Consider the following 18,550-nt stretch of genomic DNA (forward strand, 5'->3'; position numbering starts at 1 on the left):
GCCGACGACCCCGGCGGCAGCTTCGGCCTGGGCCATGTGCGCGAGCGCCTGGCCACCGTCTACGGCGCGCGGGGCCGCCTCGACATCGGCCCGCTGCCCGGCGGCGGCACGCGGGCCGTCGTCCACATTCCCTTGAATCGTCCATGAAAGCCACTGCCCTCATCGCCGAAGACGAACCCCTGCTGGCACAGGCCCTGCGCGCCGAGCTGCGCGCCGCCTGGCCCGAACTGGAGGTGCTGGCCGCGGTGGCCGACGGCCACAGCGCCGTGCGCGAAGCGCTGGAGCACCTGCCGCAGGTGCTGTTCCTCGACATCCGCATGCCGGGCCTGGACGGCCTGGGCGCCGCGATGGAAATCGCCGACCGCTGGCCGGCGGCCGAGGCGCCCATGCCGCAGCTGGTGTTCGTTACCGCGTACGACGAATACGCCGTACGGGCCTTCGACGCGCAGGCCATCGACTACGTGCGCAAGCCGGTGCAGCCGGAGCGGCTTCGAAAGACGGTGGCGCGCGTGCAGCAGGCGCTGGCGGCCGTGCAGCAGCAACAGGCGGCACCACGCGCACCGGCGGAACTGCTGGAGCAGACGCTTGGCGAATGGCGGCGGCTGATCGGCGCGGCAGGTGCGCCGGGGCCTGCGGGCGGCGCCGCCGCGCCCCTGCTCAGGTTCATCACCGCCAGCGACACGGGCGGCACCACGGTGCACATGGTGCCCATCCAGGACGTGCTGTATTTCGAGGCGGCCGACAAGTACGTGCGCGTGCTCACCGCCGAGCGCGAGTACCTCATCCGCACCCCCCTCAAGCAACTGCTTCCCCAACTGGACGCCGACACCTTCTGGCAAGTGCACCGCGCGGTGGTGGTGCGCAGCGAGGCGATCGAGCAGGTGCAGCGCGACGAGTCGGGCAAGCTGCTGCTGCGCTTGCGTGGGCGGCCCGAGAAGATCGTGATAAGCCGCCTGTACGCCCATCTCTTCCGAGCGATGTGAGGCGCGGTGCAATTCGCGCACCCATGAAAAAGCCGGCCCAAGGGCCGGCTTTTACTTGATGTGCGATTTTTGTCCTCAATAGCGATACACGGGACGCGGCCGCGGCCCGTAGTAGCGCGGACCATGGCGGTAGTAGCCGCCACCCTGGATGTACACGGGGGCCGGACGGTAATACACCGGCGGCGGCGCGTAATACACAGGCGCCGGGCGGTAGTACACCGGCGGCGGGGGCGCATAGTAGACAGGGGCCGGCGGGTAGTACACCGGCGCCGGAGCCACCACCACGCCAGGAACGCCCACGTTGACCGACCAGGACACCCCGGCCGATGCCGTGGCGGCAGCGCCCAACGCGCCGGCAGCCAGCACCCCGGCGGCAACCCACTTGAAAACGGAACGATTCATGGTCATTTGATACTCCTTGCGGGCACCCGCCCAAGCGGGATGCCGTGTCGTAGTGATTGAACGCGCAACCTGTAAGTTCCGTGCACGATGCAAAGTGAAGATCGTTCCAAAAGGTAACCCGAAGCCGCCGCACGGTTTGTAGGAGATGGGCGCCATCCGGCCCCGGATTGTTCGCCCTTCTAGAATCCAGTGATGAATTCCCCCGCCGATAAAGAGCCGGCCAAGCCCAGCAATTTCCTGCGCCACGTCATCGAGCACGACCTTGAACAGGGCGCCTACGCCACCCGCAAGTGGGGTGGATCGCCCGGCGATGCCGACCATCATGCCCAGGGCATGGCCGATCCGGCCCGCGTGCGCCTGCGTTTTCCGCCCGAACCCAACGGCTACCTGCACCTGGGCCATGCCAAGAGCATCTGGCTGAACTTCAGCCTGGCCGAGCAGTACGGCGGCGTGTGCCACCTGCGCTTCGACGACACCAACCCCGAAAAGGAAGAACAGGAATACGTCGACGCCATCCGCGAGGCGGTGCACTGGATGGGCTACGGCACCTCCATTGCCGACGATCCGGCGCACCCGGGTGCGCAAGCTTCGCACCAGTACTTCGCCAGCGACTATTTCGACTTCATGTACCGGGCGGCCGAATACCTCATCGGCGCAGGCCTGGCCTACGTGGACGAGCAAAGCCCCGAAGAGATGCGCATCAACCGCGGCGACTTCAACACGCCCGGCACGCCCAGCCCCTTCCGCGCGCGCACGCCCGAAGAAAACCTGGCGCGCTTTCGCGACATGCGCGATGGCAAGCTGCCCGACGGCGGCGCGGTGCTGCGCGCCAAGATCGATCTGGCCAGCCCCAACATCAACCTGCGCGACCCGGCCCTGTACCGCATCCGCCGCGCCACCCACCACAACACCGGCGACAAGTGGTGCATCTACCCGATGTACACCTTCGCGCATCCCATCGAGGACGCGCTGGAGCAGATCACCCACAGCATCTGCACGCTGGAGTTCGAGGACCAGCGGCCCTTCTACGACTGGCTGCTCGACCGCCTGGCCGAAGGCGGGCTCATCGCCAGCCCGCATCCGCGCCAGTACGAATTCGCGCGCCTGAACGTCAACCACATCGTGACCAGCAAGCGCAAGCTGCGCCAGCTGGTGGAAGACCAGCACGTGGACGGCTGGGACGACCCGCGCATGCCCACGCTGGCCGGCCTGCGCCGGCGCGGCTACACGCCCGATGCGATCAAGCTGTTCTGCGAGCGCTCGGGCGTGACCAAGGCCGGCGGCTGGACCGACTACGCCGCGCTGGAAGCCGCCCTGCGCGAAACGCTGGACCCCATCGCGCCGCGCGCCATGGCCGTGCTCGACCCGGTCAAGCTGGTCATCACCAACTGGGGCGAACTCATGGGCGGCGACGATGCGCTGGACGACTGCAGCGCGCCAGTGCATCCGCACCACCCCGACATGGGAACGCGCCGCTTCAAGCTGGGCCGCGAGGTCTGGATCGAGCGCACCGACTATGAAGACGTGCAGCCCAAGGGCTTCTTCCGCCTCTTCCCCGGCAACAAGGTGCGGCTGAAATACGGCCACGTCGTCGAATGCACGGGTGCCACGCGCGACGCCAGCGGTGCGCTGGTGGAAGTGCAGGCCAGGCTGGTGCCCGACACCAAGAGCGGCACGCCGGGCGCCGACGCGATCAAGGTCAAGGGCAACATCACCTGGGTGGCCGCCGCCGATGCGGTGCCGGCCGAGGTGCGCCTGTACGAACGGCTTTTCACCCCCGAACAGCCCGGCGCCGGCGACCTGGTGGACGAGCTGAACCCCGACAGCCTGCAGGTCTGCCAGGCCTATGTGGAGCCTTCGCTCGCGCAGGCCAACAGCGACGTGCCCTTCCAGTTCGAGCGCCACGGCTACTTCGTGCTGGACACCAAGGCCGGCAACGGCAACAACGGCCGTCCGGTGTTCAACCGCACGGCCGGCATGCGCGACAGCTGGGGCAAGTAGCCAATGCCGGCGCCCATTCGCCGCCGCCGGCTGCTGCTTGGTGGCGCGGCCTCCGTGCTGGCCATGCAAGCCGTCGGGCTGCATGCCAGGAGCGCGGACGACGGTGCGGTTGCGTGGCCGCGCAGTTCGCAGGTGCCCGGCGGCATCGCGCGGCTGTCGCTCGGCCCGGCCGCCGAGCGCCCGCGCGCTTCTGAAGCGGGCGTTCCCTTGCTGGTGCTGGGCGATGCCATCGAATGGACGGCGCTGGTGGGCATTCCGCTCTCGGCGGTGCCGGGCGAACGCCGCATCGACGTGCGCGGCGGCAATGCAGCAGCGCCGCGCCAGCTGGCCTATTCCGTCTCGCCCAAGAAATACACCGAGCAGCGCCTGAAGGTGCCGCCGCGCACGGTCGACCTCTCGCCTGCCGACCAGGCCCGCTACGAGCGCGAACGCACGCACCTGGCCACCGTGATGGCCACCTTCACCGAAGCCGCCCCGCCAGCCTCGCTGCAGATGCAGGTGCCCGTGCCCGGCCGCCGCTCCAGTTCCTTCGGGCTGCGCCGCATCTTCAACGGGCAGGCACGCAATCCGCACAGCGGCATGGACATCGCCGCCGGTACCGGCACGCCGGTGCTGGCACCGCTGCCCGGCAAGGTGATCGACACCGGCGACTACTTCTTCAACGGCAACACCGTCTGGCTCGACCACGGCGGCGGGCTGCTGAGCATGTACTGCCACCTGAGCGCCATCGACGTGCGGCCGGGCGATGCGCTTCGCACCGGCGAGCGGCTGGGCGCGGTGGGCGCCACCGGCCGCGTCACCGGGCCGCACCTGCACTGGTCGGTGATGCTGAACCGGGCCATGGTGGACCCGGCTCTCTTCATCGAAGCCTAGATCGGCCGCGCCAGGTACACGCCCTCGCGCCCGACGATCGGCAGGCGGGTCGGCATCAGCACCGTGCATTCGTCGCAGAGGGCGCGCACCTCCTCGTCGCCATCGATGGCGATGAGCTCGTCCTTGGCAAAGGTCTCGAAGCCCACCAGCGGGCGCACGAAGCGGAATTCCGGCGTCTTGACCATGCGCGTGTGCATCAGCTCGAAGCGGCGCTGCGGCGCGGGCTTGGGCCGGCTGGCCGCATCGCGCCGGATCAGGCCGAAATGCGCGACAAAATCCAGCGCCACCTGCGTCGCCAGGTCCGCCGCCGATTGCAGGAAATGCTGGCCGCACTCCGCCACCAGCGCGGCGCCGGCGGTGCCCGCTTCCTCGCCATGGCGCCCATGCTGGATGAGCGGCGTGCCCGAGCCCAGGCCCTTGGGCATCACCAGGTGGATGGACGGCCGGCCGATGGCCAGCGCCACCTCGGCGTTGCGCGCAAAGGCGGGATACACCCAGAAGGGGTCGACCGGCTGGCTGGTGGAGTGGATGTCCAGGATGTGGTCCGCAGCCGCCACCACCGGGCGCAGCTCGCGGGCCCGGCGCAGCTCGGGGCTGTCCTCGGGGCCGTTCAGCCATTCGTCGGACCACACGCGGTTGAGGTTGTGCACCAGCTGCCGATTCTCGTGCGGCGCCTTGGCGTCGAAGGCGTTGTAGGCCTCCACATGCGCAAAGCTGACGGTCAACGTGCCGATCTCCGGACGCACACCGGTGTCCAGCAGATGGGTGGCGGCCACCATGCCGCAGATCTCGTTGCCGTGTGTGAGCGCATTGACCAGCACGTGCGGGCCGGGACGGCCGGACTCGAACCGATGCACGTAGGGAATGCCGGTGTTGCCCTTGGCGTAGGCCGAGATGTCGCGGGGCAGGACTTCGAGAGGCGGGAGATCGTCTGGTTGTTGCGTCATGGGCCAGATTGTGTCAATTTGCCAACCAAACCCGTAAACTCCGCAGACCTACAACTTTTGGTTACATCCGCATGGACACCATGACCGATCCGGACCGAGCCAGACGTGGGCAAGAATGGGCAGCCGACTACAGCGCCAGCGCCAAGGGCTGGTGGGTGGCGCTGGTCGGCGGCCTGCTGCTGCTGGCCTCCTACCTGCTGCCGGCCGGCGGCTCGGTCCAGGCGCTGTCGGTCGGGGTGCGGCCTCTGGCCTGGCTGGCCCTGCTGCTCGGGCTGGCCTTCGCGATCTACGTGCGCGTCACGCGCCGCAGTGGCACGGCGTCGTTCGAGCGCGTTGCGGAGCCGGTGGAAGACGAAGCGCAGGCCGGCATGACGCGGCCCTCCGTGCTGGCCGCCCTGGGCGTGAGCCGCAGCAGCGGCGCCGAGCTCGAGCCGCGCTTCGTGGACACCATCTCGGTCCGTTCCGATCCGGCCGAGGACGACGAAGAGGAAGAAGAGCCCGAAGCCAGCTGGAGCCCGCGGCTGCTGGCGCGGATGGACTGGCGCCGCTTCGAGGCGCTGTGCGCCGCCTTCTTCAAGCAGGCCGGCTTTGCCGCCAGCACCCGAAGCCAGGGCGACGATGGCGGCGTGGACATCTGGGTGCAGTCGCGCCACATGCCCGAGCCGCGCGTCGTGCGCTGCCGGCACTGGGAAGGCCAGGCGGTCACCGCGCGGGAGTTGCGCGAATTTCTTTCCGCGATGACGGCGCAGGGCCTCGCCCACGGCACCTACGTGACCAGTTCGACCTTCTCGCTGGAAGCCATGGAGTTCGCCAAGGCCAACGGCATCCAGACGCAGGACGGCGAGGCGCTGCTCAAGCTGATTTCGCACCGCACGCCGGAGCAGCAAGACGCGCTGCTGGACATTGCGCTGGGCAAGGCCACTGCCCTGCCCTAGTCTCAGAAAGCCGCGTAGTGGCTATTGCGAAGCCGGCGCGGCATCGTCGGCCGGTGATGTGCCCTTGCCCCGGGCCTTCTTGCGCGCCGCCTTCCTGGCTTCGCGCTGCGCGTCTTTCTGCTCGCCGGCCGCGAGCCACTGCGCAAACTCCTCAGGCGTCTCCAGGCTGACGCGGCCGATGGTGCCGGCGCGGAATTCGTTCATCACGATCTCGGCCGCCTTCTGCAGGTTGACCCGCCCCTTGCCCAGCAGCGCGCCGCGCTTGCGGCCGATGGCTTCCAGCACTTCTTCGCCCTGCATCTGCGCAATGGGTTCGTCGAGCTTGAAACGCGCCTCCAGCAGCGGTGCGTAGTGCTGGCGCAGGTAGTCGAGCAGTTCCAGCGCCACCTCTTCCTCGTCATAGGCATTGCGGCCCACCGCGCCGCTGGCGGCGAGGTTGTAGCCGCTCTTGTCCACGATGATGCGCGGCCACAGCATGCCGGGCGTGTCCCACAGGTAGAAGTCGTCGGCCAGCGTGATGCGCTGCTCCAGCCGCGTGATGCCGGCCTCGTCGCCCGTCTTCGCCTTGCGCTCGCCCTTGAGCGTGTTGATGAGCGTGGACTTGCCCACGTTGGGCACGCCGCAGATCAGCACCCGCATCGGCTTGGCCATGCCGCCGCGGTTGGGCGCCAGCGCATGGCAGCCGGCCACCAGCTGCTGCGCCGGTGCGCGCTCGCTGGCATCCAGCGCGATGGCGCGCGTGTCCGGCTGCGCGTTGAAGTGGGCCAGCCAGCGCGCGGTCACGTCGGGGTCGGCCAGGTCCTGCTTGTTGAGCACCTTCAGCCGCGGCCTGCCCGCGGTGAGCGCCTGCAGCATGGGGTTGGTGCTGGAGCCCGGCAGGCGCGCGTCGAGCAGCTCGATCACGACGTCGATGCCCTCGGACACGCGCTCGGCGATCGCCTTCTTGGTCACGTTCATGTGACCGGGGAACCACTGGATGGGCATGGACCGTCTTCAGGCGCGGGACTGCGCCGCCTTGGCGCCCTGGTAGGCGCTGTACAGGCGCTGGAACACCGGGCCGGGCTGGCCATTGCCGATGGGCTGGCCGTCCAGCAGCACCACGGGCAGCACCTCCTTGCTGGCGGAGCTGATCATCAGTTCGTCCGCGCCGTGCACCTGGGCTGCGTCGATGGGTTGCAGCGCGAACGGAATGCCCTCCTGCTCGCACAGTTCTCGGATGAGTTCGTAGCGGATGCCCTCCAGCACGTGCTCGCTCTTGGGCACGCCGTACACCGCGCCATCGCGCACGATCCACACGTTGGAGGACGAGGCCTCGGTGAGCTGCCGCTCTCTGAACAGGATGGTCTCGGTGGCGCCCGCGTCGGCCGATACCTGCCGCGCCATCACGTTGCCCAGGAGCGAGGTGCTCTTGATGTCGCCGCGCTCCCAGCGGAAGTCTTCCGCCGTGACGCAGGCCACGCCCTCGCGCACCGCCTGCGCGCTGGGCAGCTTCATCGCGCTGGCCATGATGAACACGGTGGGCGCGATGCCCTGCGGCATGACATGGTCGCGCACCGCCACGCCGCGCGTGACCTGGATGTAGATCATCTGGTCTTCGCTGGCATGCGCGGCAATGAGCTTGCGGCAGCGCTCCAGCCATTCGTCGCTGGTGTGCGGGTTGGGAATGCGCAGCTTGCCCAGGTTGCGCTCCAGCCGGGCCAGGTGCTGCGCAAAGCGGAACAGCTTGCGGCCATACACCGGCACCACGTCGTAGATGCCGTCGCCGAAGATGAAGCCGCGGTCGAGCACCGAGACCTTGGCCTGGTTGAGCGGGGTGTATTCACCGTTGAGGTAGCAAAGGGTGTCGGGCAGTTGGGCCATGGGAATGATGCGCGGCGGCGAAATGCCACCTTCAAAAATGACAAGGCGCCATCATGCCTCCATGACGGCGCCGGCGGGAATGGTCGCGGCGCCGGGGCGCCGCCTGCGGGCCTTCTTCCTCAGCCGCGGCCGGCTGCGGCCATGCCCTTGGCCACTTCGTTGCTGCCCTGCGCGGCGCCGCTTTGCGGCACCTGCTCACCCTCGCTGGCGGTCACCTCGGCCAGGCGCGCGGCCAGTGCCTCGGGCGCATGGTCGCCAATGCCGATGTAGGCGCCCTGGGTGAGCGTGATGTGCGCCGCCTCGAAGGTGCCGGCGCCGGCGCAGAGGATGGTGCGGTTGGGCGCCTGCTCGCTGGCCAGCACCAGCATGGCCGGCACCACCGCCTCGGGCTTAAAGGCCTCCAGCATTTCGGGCGGGAACAGGTCCTCGGTCATGCGCGTGGCGGCCGTGGGCGCCAGGCAGTTCACGCGGATGTCGTTCTTCGCGCCTTCGATGCTCAGCGTCTGCATCAGGCCCACCAGCGCCATCTTGGCCGCGCCGTAGTTGGCCTGGCCGAAGTTGCCGTACAGGCCCGAGGACGAGGTGGTCATCACGATGCGGCCGTACTTCTGCTCGTTCATCAGCGCCCACACGGCCTTGGTGCAGTTCACCGAGCCCATCAGGTGCACGTCCACCACCAGCTGGAAGTCGGCCAGCTCCATCTTGGCAAAGCTCTTGTCGCGCAGGATGCCGGCGTTGTTCACCAGGATGTCGACGCGGCCCCAGGCGTCCACCGCCTGCTGCACCATGGCCTGCACCGCCGCGAAGTCGGTCACCGAGGCACCGTTGGCAATCGCCTGGCCGCCGGCCGCCTTGATCTCGTCGACCACCGCCTGCGCCGCCGTGGGCGAGCCGCCGCTGCCGTTCACCGTGCCGCCCAGGTCGTTGACCAGCACCTTGGCGCCGCGCGCCGCCAGCGCCAGCGCGTGCTGGCGGCCCAGGCCGCCGCCGGCGCCCGTGACGATGGCCACGCGGCCCTGGAAGTCGAGTTTGTCGTTGTTGCTGCCGAGGGTGCTGCTCATGGGTCGAAGGTTCTTGCGAATCGGGGTGTTGCTGGAAGAAGCAAGTGTCCGTGGGCAGGCGGGCCGCTCTGCGTCGCGCAGGCGACGGCCGGGGCGCGCGGACGCTAGACGGAAACTGCGGCGTCGCGCTGGCGAAGGCCCAGGCGTTCCGCGGACACGTACTGCTCGCGATAGACCTCGAAAGGCACGGTTTCGCTCTCTTCGATCTTGCGCTGGGCTTCGATCGAGTCCTGCGTCATCTGCTCGAAGTGCGCCTGCTCGTGCTCGGCCCAGGGCAGCCTGGCGAAGTGTTCGCGGGTGCTTTCGGACTGCGCGCGAACGAAGGAAGTGAAGGAATTGCCGTGCCCGCTGGCCATGGCCTGCAGCACGCGCGCCGATGGCAGGCTGTCGGGCGCATTCAGCGCATCCTGCGCGGCCCGAACAGCCTGGGCATGCAGGCCGCCGCCATGCAGCGCATCGAGCGCGGCCGCGATGGGGACGCACTCCGCAAGGATTTCAGCGCCCCAGTCCACCAGCGCGACTTCGCGTCCGCCGCGCGGCAGCTTCAGGCCGGGCTCGCGGCCGCGCGCCGCCGTCAGGTGCCGGCCCAGCGCCAGTTCCGCGATTTCGGCCGGCGTGTCGTCGGGGCTGTCGGACAGCAGGCAATGCAGCAAAAACACGTCCAGGAAGCGCATGGTCCGGGCGTTGATGCCCATCGGCTCGAAGGGGTCCAGGTCCATCAGCCGCACTTCGACATATTCCACGCCGCGCTCGCGCAAGGCATGCAGCGGGCGCTCGCCGGTGTAGATGGTGCGCTTGGGGCGGATGGTGCCGTAGAACTCGTTCTCGATCTGCAGCAGCGTAGTGGCCAGCTGGTTGTATTCGCCGCCGGGGCCCTGGATGCCGATCGCCTCGTAGGCCGGCCAGGGATGGGTGAGCGCATCTTCCAGCGAGGCGCCATAGCCTTCCAGGCTGTTGTAGCTCACCGCCAGCGAGGACTGCGCGTCGCTCTGGTAGCCCAGGCGCCCCATGCGCAGCGAGGTGGCGTGGGGCATGTACATGCTGCCCTCGCCCAGCGGCTGCAGTTCGTGCTCGCGGCCCGCGACGAAGGTCGAGCACAGCGAGGGCGACGCACCGAACAGGTACAGCAGCAAAAAGGCGTTGCGCCGGAAGTTGCGGATCAGCCCGAAGTACTGCTCGTTGTCCACGCCGGGCAGCGACCAGTTGTAGTGGATGCCCGAGATGGTCTGCATGCGCCGGCCATAGCGATAGGCCAGCCCCATGCGGTAGACGCTCTTTGCACGCCCGACATTGGAAGAGCCGTAGCGCCCGATCGGAATGGTCTCGTCGGCCGGCAGGCCGCAGGGCATGCTCGACACCCACAGGCGCTCGTCGTTGGCCTCCAGCGCCTTGTAGGTGAACTGGTGGATGCGCGAAAGCTCTTCCAGGCAGGCCTCGACACCGGTGTGGGCACTGGTGATCAACTCCACCTGCGATTCACTGAAGTCGGTGGTGATGTGCGGATGCGTCAATGCCGAGCCGAGCACCGCCGGATGCGGCGTCAGGGCCAGCCGGCCATCGGGCTGCGCCCGCAGGCTTTCCTTCTCGATCCCGCGGCGCATGCCCAGCAGGCGCGCGGGCGAGAGCGCGTTCACACGCTCCTGCAAAGTGCTGCTCATATCCATAGGACCGGTTGTTATTTCCAAGTGGGGCCGGAAGTTAGCACGCCCGGGCAAGACATGCTTGGACACGGTCAAGCGCCCCTGTGGCAGTCAGCGTGCCAGCACGCGCAGCAGCCAGGCGTTGAGATCGGCAATTTCTTCCATGCACACCGAATGCGCCATGGGGTACTCGTGCCAGTCGACCTGGTAGCCCAGGGCCTGGAGCGCATCGCGCGTGGCGGTGGCGCGCGGCAGCACCACCACCGGGTCGGCGCTGCCATGGGCCAGGAAGATCGGCGTGTCGTGGTTGGCCGCATTGCGCTCGGCCGCCAGCGTGGCCGCCAGCGGCAGGTAGCCGGAGAGGCCCACGATGCCGGCCAGCTTCTCGACATGCCGCAGGCCGGTCATCAGCGCCATCGCGCAGCCCTGCGAGAAGCCCGCCACCACGATGCGCCCGGCCGCGATGCCGCGCGCCTTTTCCTTCTCGATCAGCGCCTCGATGCTCGCCTGCGAACGGCGCAGGCCGGCTTCGTCCTCGCGCTGCACCAGGTTGGGACCGTAGATGTCGTACCAGGCCGGCATCTGGTAGCCGCCATTGATGGTGACCGGCATGACCGGCGCATTCGGGAACACGAAGCGCACCGGGCCGACGCTGGACAGGTCGAGCTCCTGCGCGATGGGCACGAAGTCGTTGCCGTCGGCGCCCAGGCCGTGCATCAGCACGATGGAGGCGGTGGGGTTCGGGCCGGTCTCGATTTCGATGGGAGGCAGGGACATGCGGCTTCGCTTTCTTCGGAAGTTGGATGGAATGAATGGGTCAGGGGCAGCCGCTGCGCCTAGCGGCGCCCGCGTTCTTCCTTGCGCTCGCGCGCGCGGCGCACCTGACGGCTTTGATTGGCCATGTCGGCGGCGCGCTTTTGCGCATCCTTCTTCTCGCGGCGCTTGTTCGAGAAGTAGCGGCCCAGCGCGAAGCTGACGATGCCGCTGGCCACGATGATGACGATGCCGACGGTACCGATGTCCATCACTGCACCCGCACGATGGAACTGGGCTTGAAGCCCAGGTCGGCGGCCTTGCCCTTGCGGCCGCGCGCGGCGCGGGCGTTGTTGAGCGAGCGGATCTCCAGCGTCTCGTCGCGCGCCTTGCCGCCGCGGCCGATGCCTTCGATCTTCACGCTGCGCGTGTAGGCCGCGGCGCCGGCCAGGCTGTCCTTGGCGTCCAGGTCGATCAGCGTCAGGCCGCGTCCGCCCTTGGGCAGCGCCTTCAACTCGCCGATGTCGAAGGTGAGGATGCGCCCGCCCGTCGATGCGCAGGCCACGTGCGTGGCCATGGGCGCGGGCTCGGCGCCGCCGGCGCCGCCCACCAGCGACGGCCGGCACAGGCCTTCGCCCTCGCCCACGTCGATGAAGGCCTTGCCCGCGCGCTGGCGCGACATCATGTTGTCCACCGAGGCGATGAAGCCATAGCCGCCGGTGTTGGCCAGCAGCAGGCTGGCGCCCGCGGGCCCGGCGAAGAAGTGCTGCACGTGCGTGCCGCTTTCCAGGTCGATGAGGGTGGTGACCGGCTGGCCGTCGCCGCGTCCGCCCGGCAGCGACGCCACCGGCACGGTGTACACGCGCACGCTCTTGTCCTTGGCCGTGCCGAACACCAGCAGGGTGTCGACCGTGCGGCACTCGAAGGCCTCGTACAGCGCGTCGCCCGACTTGAAGCTGTATTCGGGCGGCGCCGTACGGTCGGCGGCCCAGCCCTTCTGGGCGCGCACCCAGCCCTTCTGCGACACGATCACGGTCACGGGCTCGTCCACCACGCGCACCTCGGCCACGGCGCGCTTCTCGGCCTGGATGAGCGTGCGGCGCGCGTCCTCGAAGGTCTTCGCGTCCTGCTCGATCTCCTTGATCATCAGGCGGCGCAGCGCGGCCGGGCTTCCCAGAATTTCTTCCAGCTTCTTCTGGTCTTCGCGCAGGTTCTTCAGCTCCTGCTCGATCTTGATGGCTTCCAGGCGCGCCAATTGGCGCAGGCGGATTTCCAGGATGTCCTCGGCCTGGCGCTCGCTCAGGTTGAAGCGGGCGATGAGCGCGGCCTTCGGGTCCTCGGCCGCGCGGATGATGGCGATCACTTCGTCGATGTTGAGCAGCACCAGCTGCCGGCCTTCGAGGATGTGGATGCGGTCGAGCACCTTGTCGAGGCGGAACTGCGAACGGCGCTGCACCGTGCCGGCGCGGAACTCCACCCATTCGCCGAGCATCTGGCGCAGGGACTTCTGCACCGGCTTGCCGTCGATGCCCACCATCGTGAGGTTGATGGGCGCCGAGCTTTCCAGCGAGGTGTGGGCCAGCAGCGTGGTGGTGAATTCTTCCTGGCTGATGCGGCTGGTCTTGGGCTCGAACACCAGGCGCACCGGCGCGTCCTTGCTCGACTCGTCGCGCACCACGTCGAGCACGGCCAGCACTGCGGCCTTCAACTGGGTCTGCTCGGCGGTGAGCGCCTTCTTGCCGGCGCGCACCTTGGGGTTGGTGAGCTCCTCGATCTCTTCGAGCACCTTCTGCGAGCTCACGCCCGGCGGCAGCTCGTTCACCACCAGCTGCCACTGGCCGCGCGCGAGTTCCTCGATCTTCCAGCGCGCGCGCACCTTGAGCGAGCCGCGGCCGGTGCGGTAGGCCTCGGCGATCTCGGCCGGGCTGCTGATGATCTGCGCACCGCCCGGATAGTCGGGCCCGGGAATGAGGCCCGCCAGCTCCTCGTCGCTGAGCTTGCCGTTGCTCTTGATGAGCGCCACGCAGGCATCCGCTATCTCGCGCAGGTTGTGGCTGGGAATTTCGGTGGCCAGGCCCACCGCGATGCCGCTCGCGCCATTGAGCAGCACGAAGGGCAGCCGGGCGGGCAGCACCTTGGGCTCTTCGGTGCTGCCGTCGTAGTTGGGCACGAAGTCCACCGTGCCTTCGTCGATCTCGTCCAGCAGCAGGCTGGTGATGCGCGCCAGGCGCGCCTCGGTGTAGCGCATGGCCGCGGCGCCGTCGCCGTCGCGGCTGCCGAAGTTGCCCTGCCCATCGACCAGCGGATAGCGCTGCGCGAAGTCCTGCGCCATGCGCACCAGCGCGTCGTAGGCGGCCTGGTCGCCGTGCGGATGGAAGCGGCCCAGCACGTCGCCCACCACGCGGGCGCTCTTCACCGGCTTGGCGCCCACCGTGCCGTTGGCCCCGCCAAAGCCCAGGCCCATGCGGGACATCGAGTACAGGATGCGGCGCTGCACCGGCTTCTGGCCGTCGCACACGTCGGGCAGCGCGCGGCCCTTGACCACGGACAGTGCGTACTCCAGGTACGCCTGCTGCGCGTATTCGGCGAGGGTCAGGCCGCCGTCGTCATCGGGCGGCAAAAGGTCGAGCGTCGGTTGTTCGGAATCCATAGATAGCGAGTCGTTCAATAAGTGTTGGGCAGGCCCGCGGCGGGCGGCACGTTGCCGCGGCCGACCGCGCCGCCCTTGGGGCCGGGCAGTTCCATGCGCACGCGGCCTGGTGCGCCGCCGCCTGCACCGGCGCGCACGGCGGCCGAGGGCTTGAGGTAGGCGTAGAGCTGCATCACGGTGGCCACGTAGTTGCGCGTTTCGGGATAGTTCGGAATGCGGTTGCCGGCGCGCTGCACCGCGCCCTCGCCCGCGTTGTAGGCGGCCAGCGCCAGGTCGAGCCGGCCGGGGAACAGGTCGATCAGGTCGCTGAGGTAGCGCGAACCGGCGGCCACGTTCTGGCGCGGGTCGAAGAGCTTGTCCTGCACGCTGGCGCGCGCGTCGGCGCGCACGCCGTAGCGCGCGGCCGTCTCGGGCATCAGCTGCATCAGGCCGAGCGCGCCCTTGGGCGACACCGCCTGCGGATCGAAGCCCGACTCGGCCGCCACCAGCGCCTGCAGCAATTCGTAGTCGATGTCGTGCCTGCGCGCCGCGTCGCGCAGGGCGCGCTTGGCGTTCTTGTAGCCGGGCGAGGCATCGAACATGGCCACCAGGCTGCGCTGCGCCGACGTCGATCCGCCGCGGCCCGGGCCGGGCAGGCCGGCCGAGGTGTCGAAGCTCTGGCCCGCCTTGAAGAAGAGCTGGTAGCGCGCATCCAGCGGCTCGGAGGCGAAATGCGCCACGCCCCGCTCATCCACGTAGCCGTAGATGTTGGCGGCCTGCGCGAGCGGCCACAGCGCCGCCATGCCAAGGGCGATCAGCACCTTGGACCAGCGATGTAGGAGCCGGGCAAGCTCAGACGTCCACCTCGACATCGTCGCCACGCAGTTCCATGAGTTCGCGCCGCGCCGCCGCCTCGCCCTTGCCCATCAGCTTGGTGATCTCGCCCTGGGTCTGCGAGAAATCGAGCCTGCCCAGGCGCACCTGCAACAGGCGCCGGGTGTCGGGGTTGAGAGTGGTTTCCCACAGCTGCTCGGCGCTCATTTCGCCCAGGCCCTTGAAGCGGCTGATGGTCCATGCGCCTTCGCGCACGCCGTCCTTGCGCAGCTTGTCGAGGATGGCAGTGAGCTCGCCCTCGTCCAGCGCGTACAGTTTGGCGGCCGGCTTCTTGCCGCGCGCCGGCGCGTCCACGCGGAACAGCGGCGGCTTGGCGATGTACACGTTGCCGGCGTCGATGAGCTTGGGAAAGTGCCGGAAGAACAGCGTGAGCAGCAGCACCTGGATGTGCGAGCCGTCCACGTCGGCATCCGACAGGATGCACACCTTGCCGTAGCGCAGGCCAGAAAGGTCGGGCGTGTCGTCGGGCCCGTGCGGGTCGACGCCAATGGCCACCGAAATGTCATGGATCTCGGTGTTGGCGAACAGGCGGTCGCGCTCCACCTCCCAGGTGTTGAGCACCTTGCCGCGCAGCGGCAGGATGGCCTGGCTTTCCTTGTCGCGGCCCATCTTGGCGCTGCCGCCAGCCGAATCGCCCTCCACCAGGAAGACCTCGTTGTGCGCGGTGTCCTTGCTCTCGCAATCGGTGAGCTTGCCAGGCAGCACGGCCACGCCGGAGCCCTTGCGCTTCTCGACCTTCTGGCCGGCGCGCTGGCGCGTCTGCGCCGCCTTGATGGCCAGCTCGGCCAGCTTCTTGCCATAGTCGACATGCTGGTTGAGCCACAGCTCGAGGGCCGGACGCACGAAGCTGGACACCAGCCGCACCGCGTCGCGCGAGTTCAGCCGCTCCTTGATCTGGCCCTGGAACTGCGGATCGAGCACCTTGGCCGAGAGCACGTAGGAAGCGCGCGCGAACACGTCTTCGGGCAGCAGCTTCACGCCCTTGGGCAGCAGCGAATGCAGCTCGACGAAACTCTTGACGGCATTGAACAGGCCGTCGCGCAGGCCGCTCTCGTGCGTGCCGCCGGCGCTGGTGGGAATGAGGTTGACGTAGCTCTCGCGCACCGGCTGGCCTTCCTCGGTGAAGGCCACGCACCATTCGGCGCCCTCGCCTTCGGCGAAGCTGTCGGCGTTCTTGTCGGCGTAGCCGGTGCCCTCGAAAAGAGGAATCACCGGGTCGGCGCTGAGGGTCTGCATGAGGTAGTCGCGCAGGCCACCCTTGTAGAGCCACTGCTGCGTGTCCTTGGTCTTCTCGTTGACCAGGGTCACGGCCACGCCGGGCATGAGCACCGCCTTGCTGCGCAGCAGATGCGTCAGCTCGTGGATCGGCAGCGTGCTCGACTCGAAATACTTGCCGTCGGGCCAGGCGCGCACCGTGGTGCCCTGCTTGCGGTCGCCGGCCGCCTGGGGGCGCGTCTGCAAAGGCTCGGCCACGTCGCCGCCCGAGAAGGCAAGCTGGGCCACGGTGTTCTCGCGGTACGAGACCACTTCCAGCCGCCTGGAGAGCGCATTGGTCACGCTCACGCCCACGCCATGCAGGCCGCCCGAGAAGCTGTAGGCGCCGCCGGCGCCCTTGTCGAACTTGCCGCCCGCGTGCAGCCGGGTGTAGACCAGCTCGATCACGGGCGCCTTTTCTTCCGGGTGCAACCCGAAGGGGATGCCGCGCCCGTCGTCTTCCACGCTCACCGAGCCGTCGGCGTGCAACGTGACCTTGATCTTCTTGCCGAAGCCGGCCAGCGCCTCGTCGGCGGCGTTGTCCAGCACCTCCTGAATGATGTGCAGCGGATTGTCGGTGCGGGTGTACATGCCCGGCCGCTGCTTGACGGGCTCGAGCCCCTTGAGGACGCGTATCGACGCCTCGCCGTATGTGCCTGGTTCCTTGCTTGCCATAAGCGCGGGATTCTAGGTCCGCGCATCGGACCGCCCGCCGGGGCAGCGCGCCGACCTCGATGCGGCCCCTGCCGCGACCGATGTCGGCAACGCATCAAAGCATCCACAAGATTTCAACAATGGGGCGCTGGAGGTGACAAGCAGGCCCGCGCCTTTTTGACTACATTTGCCCGGACCATGAATTCCCCCCAACCCCTGAGCCTGCAGCGGGTGCTGCTGTGCGGCGCCCTGATCGTCACCCTCTCGATGGGCATCCGCCACGGCTTCGGCCTGTGGCTGCAGCCGATCACGCAGGCGCAGGACTGGTCGCGCCAGACCTTCTCCTTCGCACTGGCGATCCAGAACCTCTCCTGGGGCGTGATGGGCATCTTCGCCGGCATGCTGGCCGACAGGCTCGGGGCCGCCAAGGTGCTGATCCTCGGCGCCGTCTTCTATGCGCTGGGCATGGTGGGCATGGCGCTGTCGACCACGCCGCTGATGTTCGCGCTGACCACCGGCGTGCTGATCGGCGCTGCGCATGCGGGCACCACCTACGCCGTCATCTACGGGGTCATCGGCCGCCAGATCCCGGCCGAGAAGCGCTCCTGGGCCATGGGCGTGGCAGCCGCCGCCGGCTCCTTCGGCCAGTTCCTCATGGTGCCGGTGGAAGGCCAGCTGATTGCCCACCTGGGCTGGCAGAACGCGCTGCTGGCGCTGGCCGGCGCGGCGCTCATCATCGCGCCGCTGGCCCTCTTTCTGCGCGAGCCGCGCCACAGCACCGGCCAGGCGCACCGCGAGCAGAGCATCGCCCAGGCCGTGGCCGAGGCCTTCCGCTACCCGAGCTTCCGCCTGTTGATGGCGGGCTACTTCGTGTGCGGCTTCCAGGTCGTGTTCATCGGCGTGCACATGCCCAGCTACCTGCGCGACAAGGGACTGGGGCCGGAAGTGGCCAGCTACGCCCTGGCGCTGATCGGCCTGTTCAACGTTTTCGGCACCTACGCCGCCGGCTCGCTGGGCCAGCGGCTGGCGCGGCGCAAGATCCTGGCGGCCATCTACCTGGGCCGCGCGGTGGCCATTGCCCTCTTCCTGCTGGCGCCGCTGTCGCCCACGTCGGTGTACGTGTTCTCCGCGGTGATCGGCTTCCTGTGGCTCTCCACGGTGCCGCCCACCAACGCGATCATTGCCGGCATCTTCGGCGTGTCGCACCTGTCGATGCTCAGCGGCTTCGTGTTCTTCTCGCACCAGATCGGCTCGTTCCTGGGCGTCTGGCTGGGCGGCTTCCTGTATGACCGCACGGGCAGCTACGACATCGTCTGGTGGCTCGCCATTGCGCTGGGCGTGTTCGCCGCCCTGGTGAACCTGCCGGTGCGCGAAGGCGCCATCGCGCGGCCGGTGCGGCCAGCGCCGCAAGCGGCCTGAAACTGGGAAAATCGGCCCGGCCATGAGCTCCAAACACCGCCCCACCCTGCAACGCGCCGCCTGGCTGGCGACGTCGCTGGCCGTGCTGGGCGGGGTGTTCGCGCTCTACACCCGGCCGGCCTTCCTGGTCACGCTCATCGACCAGGTCTGGTCATGCTTCTGAGCGCCGCCCCGTCGCCGGGCGACGCCCACGCCGCCCTGGCGGCGCCCTCCCCCTGGGTCCAGCGCTGGTCGCACCTGGCGCC

Annotated in this window: 17 protein-coding genes; 6 read left to right on the forward strand and 11 right to left on the reverse strand. The window is 68.7% G+C overall.

Annotation, left to right across the window (positions count from 1 at the left end; translation table 11 throughout):
- Positions 1-143 precede the first annotated feature (143 nt).
- Positions 144-983 carry a LytR/AlgR family response regulator transcription factor gene (locus VSO01S_RS21905; RefSeq protein WP_068644918.1) on the forward strand — a complete coding sequence of 280 codons (840 nt, stop codon included), beginning with the start codon at positions 144-146 and terminating at the stop codon, positions 981-983.
- 75 nt (positions 984-1,058) lie between these two features.
- Here the strand turns inward: VSO01S_RS21905 and VSO01S_RS21910 are convergent, their stop codons facing one another.
- Positions 1,059-1,391, reverse strand: coding sequence for a hypothetical protein (locus VSO01S_RS21910; RefSeq protein ID WP_084242035.1), 333 nt, complete (start codon positions 1,389-1,391; stop codon positions 1,059-1,061).
- Between the two features lie 186 nt (positions 1,392-1,577).
- On the opposite strand from VSO01S_RS21910, the gene VSO01S_RS21915 reads away from it, so the two are divergent.
- Together VSO01S_RS21915 and VSO01S_RS21920 are read left to right on the forward strand one after the other, a co-directional pair.
- The gene (locus VSO01S_RS21915) at positions 1,578-3,386 is read left to right on the forward strand and encodes a glutamine--tRNA ligase/YqeY domain fusion protein (RefSeq protein ID WP_068644919.1); all 1,809 of its coding nucleotides are present in this window, start codon (positions 1,578-1,580) and stop codon (positions 3,384-3,386) included.
- Between the two features lie 3 nt (positions 3,387-3,389).
- The gene (locus VSO01S_RS21920; RefSeq protein ID WP_068644920.1) at positions 3,390-4,259 is read left to right on the forward strand and encodes a peptidoglycan DD-metalloendopeptidase family protein; all 870 of its coding nucleotides are present in this window, start codon (positions 3,390-3,392) and stop codon (positions 4,257-4,259) included.
- On the opposite strand, the gene VSO01S_RS21925 is transcribed toward VSO01S_RS21920, so the two are convergent.
- Positions 4,256-5,206: a M14 family metallopeptidase gene (locus VSO01S_RS21925; RefSeq protein ID WP_068644921.1), complete on the reverse strand. Its 951-nt coding sequence runs from the start codon at positions 5,204-5,206 to the stop codon at positions 4,256-4,258. The genes VSO01S_RS21920 and VSO01S_RS21925 overlap by 4 nt on opposite strands.
- A 71-nt stretch (positions 5,207-5,277) precedes the next feature.
- On the opposite strand from VSO01S_RS21925, the gene VSO01S_RS27845 reads away from it, so the two are divergent.
- Entirely contained in the window at positions 5,278-6,141 is an 864-nt protein-coding gene (locus VSO01S_RS27845) for a restriction endonuclease (protein WP_068644922.1), read from the forward strand.
- A 21-nt stretch (positions 6,142-6,162) separates the two neighbouring features.
- On the opposite strand, the gene ylqF is transcribed toward VSO01S_RS27845, so the two are convergent.
- The 9 genes from ylqF to VSO01S_RS21975 form a co-directional block, all read right to left on the reverse strand.
- On the reverse strand, positions 6,163-7,125 hold the full coding sequence (ylqF, locus tag VSO01S_RS21935) for a ribosome biogenesis GTPase YlqF (protein ID WP_068644923.1): 963 nt from the start codon (positions 7,123-7,125) through the stop codon (positions 6,163-6,165).
- A 9-nt stretch (positions 7,126-7,134) separates the two neighbouring features.
- Entirely contained in the window at positions 7,135-8,001 is an 867-nt protein-coding gene (locus VSO01S_RS21940) for a D-amino acid aminotransferase (RefSeq protein WP_068644924.1), read from the reverse strand.
- A gap of 119 nt (positions 8,002-8,120) precedes the next feature.
- Complete coding sequence (locus tag VSO01S_RS21945) at positions 8,121-9,062, reverse strand: SDR family NAD(P)-dependent oxidoreductase (RefSeq protein WP_068644925.1); 942 nt, start codon at positions 9,060-9,062, stop codon at positions 8,121-8,123.
- A gap of 104 nt (positions 9,063-9,166) precedes the next feature.
- Positions 9,167-10,720: a glutamate--cysteine ligase gene (gshA, locus tag VSO01S_RS21950; protein WP_068644926.1), complete on the reverse strand. Its 1,554-nt coding sequence runs from the start codon at positions 10,718-10,720 to the stop codon at positions 9,167-9,169.
- A gap of 93 nt (positions 10,721-10,813) precedes the next feature.
- Positions 10,814-11,479, reverse strand: a complete 666-nt coding sequence (locus VSO01S_RS21955) for an alpha/beta hydrolase (protein ID WP_068644927.1) — start codon at positions 11,477-11,479, stop codon at positions 10,814-10,816.
- A gap of 59 nt (positions 11,480-11,538) precedes the next feature.
- Complete coding sequence (locus tag VSO01S_RS21960; protein ID WP_068644928.1) at positions 11,539-11,727, reverse strand: hypothetical protein; 189 nt, start codon at positions 11,725-11,727, stop codon at positions 11,539-11,541.
- A complete protein-coding gene (parC, locus tag VSO01S_RS21965) occupies positions 11,727-14,105 on the reverse strand; it encodes a DNA topoisomerase IV subunit A (RefSeq protein ID WP_068644929.1) in 2,379 nt (792 codons plus the stop codon). The genes VSO01S_RS21960 and parC overlap by 1 nt, the downstream gene beginning before the upstream one ends.
- Before the next feature lie 14 nt (positions 14,106-14,119).
- Positions 14,120-14,956, reverse strand: coding sequence for a lytic transglycosylase domain-containing protein (locus tag VSO01S_RS21970; protein ID WP_068644930.1), 837 nt, complete (start codon positions 14,954-14,956; stop codon positions 14,120-14,122).
- Positions 14,937-16,907 (reverse strand): DNA topoisomerase IV subunit B, encoded by a 1,971-nt coding sequence (locus VSO01S_RS21975; RefSeq protein WP_068644931.1) that lies wholly within the window; start codon positions 16,905-16,907, stop codon positions 14,937-14,939. Before VSO01S_RS21975 ends, VSO01S_RS21970 begins: the two co-directional genes overlap by 20 nt.
- Before the next feature lie 177 nt (positions 16,908-17,084).
- Here VSO01S_RS21975 and VSO01S_RS21980 point away from each other — a divergent pair, with 177 nt between their 5' ends.
- Together VSO01S_RS21980 and VSO01S_RS27780 are read left to right on the forward strand one after the other, a co-directional pair.
- Positions 17,085-18,305: an MFS transporter gene (locus tag VSO01S_RS21980; RefSeq protein ID WP_068644932.1), complete on the forward strand. Its 1,221-nt coding sequence runs from the start codon at positions 17,085-17,087 to the stop codon at positions 18,303-18,305.
- Between the two features lie 22 nt (positions 18,306-18,327).
- Entirely contained in the window at positions 18,328-18,468 is a 141-nt protein-coding gene (locus VSO01S_RS27780) for a hypothetical protein (RefSeq protein ID WP_169804108.1), read from the forward strand.
- Positions 18,469-18,550 lie beyond the last annotated feature (82 nt).

Origin of the sequence: Variovorax soli NBRC 106424 (assembly GCF_001591385.1) — a bacterium.
Lineage (GTDB): Bacteria > Pseudomonadota > Gammaproteobacteria > Burkholderiales > Burkholderiaceae_C > Variovorax > Variovorax soli.

Bases quoted from the DNA above. Each gene is read 5' to 3' on its own strand.
- VSO01S_RS21905 (WP_068644918.1), top strand. From the start codon at position 144: ATGAAAGCCACTGCCCTCATCGCCGAAGACGAACCCCTGCTGGCACAG.
- VSO01S_RS21910 (WP_084242035.1), bottom strand. From the start codon at position 1,391: ATGACCATGAATCGTTCCGTTTTCAAGTGGGTTGCCGCCGGGGTGCTG.
- VSO01S_RS21915 (WP_068644919.1), top strand. From the start codon at position 1,578: ATGAATTCCCCCGCCGATAAAGAGCCGGCCAAGCCCAGCAATTTCCTG.
- VSO01S_RS21920 (WP_068644920.1), top strand. From the start codon at position 3,390: ATGCCGGCGCCCATTCGCCGCCGCCGGCTGCTGCTTGGTGGCGCGGCC.
- VSO01S_RS21925 (WP_068644921.1), bottom strand. From the start codon at position 5,206: ATGACGCAACAACCAGACGATCTCCCGCCTCTCGAAGTCCTGCCCCGC.
- VSO01S_RS27845 (WP_068644922.1), top strand. From the start codon at position 5,278: ATGGACACCATGACCGATCCGGACCGAGCCAGACGTGGGCAAGAATGG.
- ylqF (WP_068644923.1), bottom strand. From the start codon at position 7,125: ATGCCCATCCAGTGGTTCCCCGGTCACATGAACGTGACCAAGAAGGCG.
- VSO01S_RS21940 (WP_068644924.1), bottom strand. From the start codon at position 8,001: ATGGCCCAACTGCCCGACACCCTTTGCTACCTCAACGGTGAATACACC.
- VSO01S_RS21945 (WP_068644925.1), bottom strand. From the start codon at position 9,062: ATGAGCAGCACCCTCGGCAGCAACAACGACAAACTCGACTTCCAGGGC.
- gshA (WP_068644926.1), bottom strand. From the start codon at position 10,720: ATGAGCAGCACTTTGCAGGAGCGTGTGAACGCGCTCTCGCCCGCGCGC.
- VSO01S_RS21955 (WP_068644927.1), bottom strand. From the start codon at position 11,479: ATGTCCCTGCCTCCCATCGAAATCGAGACCGGCCCGAACCCCACCGCC.
- VSO01S_RS21960 (WP_068644928.1), bottom strand. From the start codon at position 11,727: ATGGACATCGGTACCGTCGGCATCGTCATCATCGTGGCCAGCGGCATC.
- parC (WP_068644929.1), bottom strand. From the start codon at position 14,105: ATGGATTCCGAACAACCGACGCTCGACCTTTTGCCGCCCGATGACGAC.
- VSO01S_RS21970 (WP_068644930.1), bottom strand. From the start codon at position 14,956: ATGTCGAGGTGGACGTCTGAGCTTGCCCGGCTCCTACATCGCTGGTCC.
- VSO01S_RS21975 (WP_068644931.1), bottom strand. From the start codon at position 16,907: ATGGCAAGCAAGGAACCAGGCACATACGGCGAGGCGTCGATACGCGTC.
- VSO01S_RS21980 (WP_068644932.1), top strand. From the start codon at position 17,085: ATGAATTCCCCCCAACCCCTGAGCCTGCAGCGGGTGCTGCTGTGCGGC.
- VSO01S_RS27780 (WP_169804108.1), top strand. From the start codon at position 18,328: ATGAGCTCCAAACACCGCCCCACCCTGCAACGCGCCGCCTGGCTGGCG.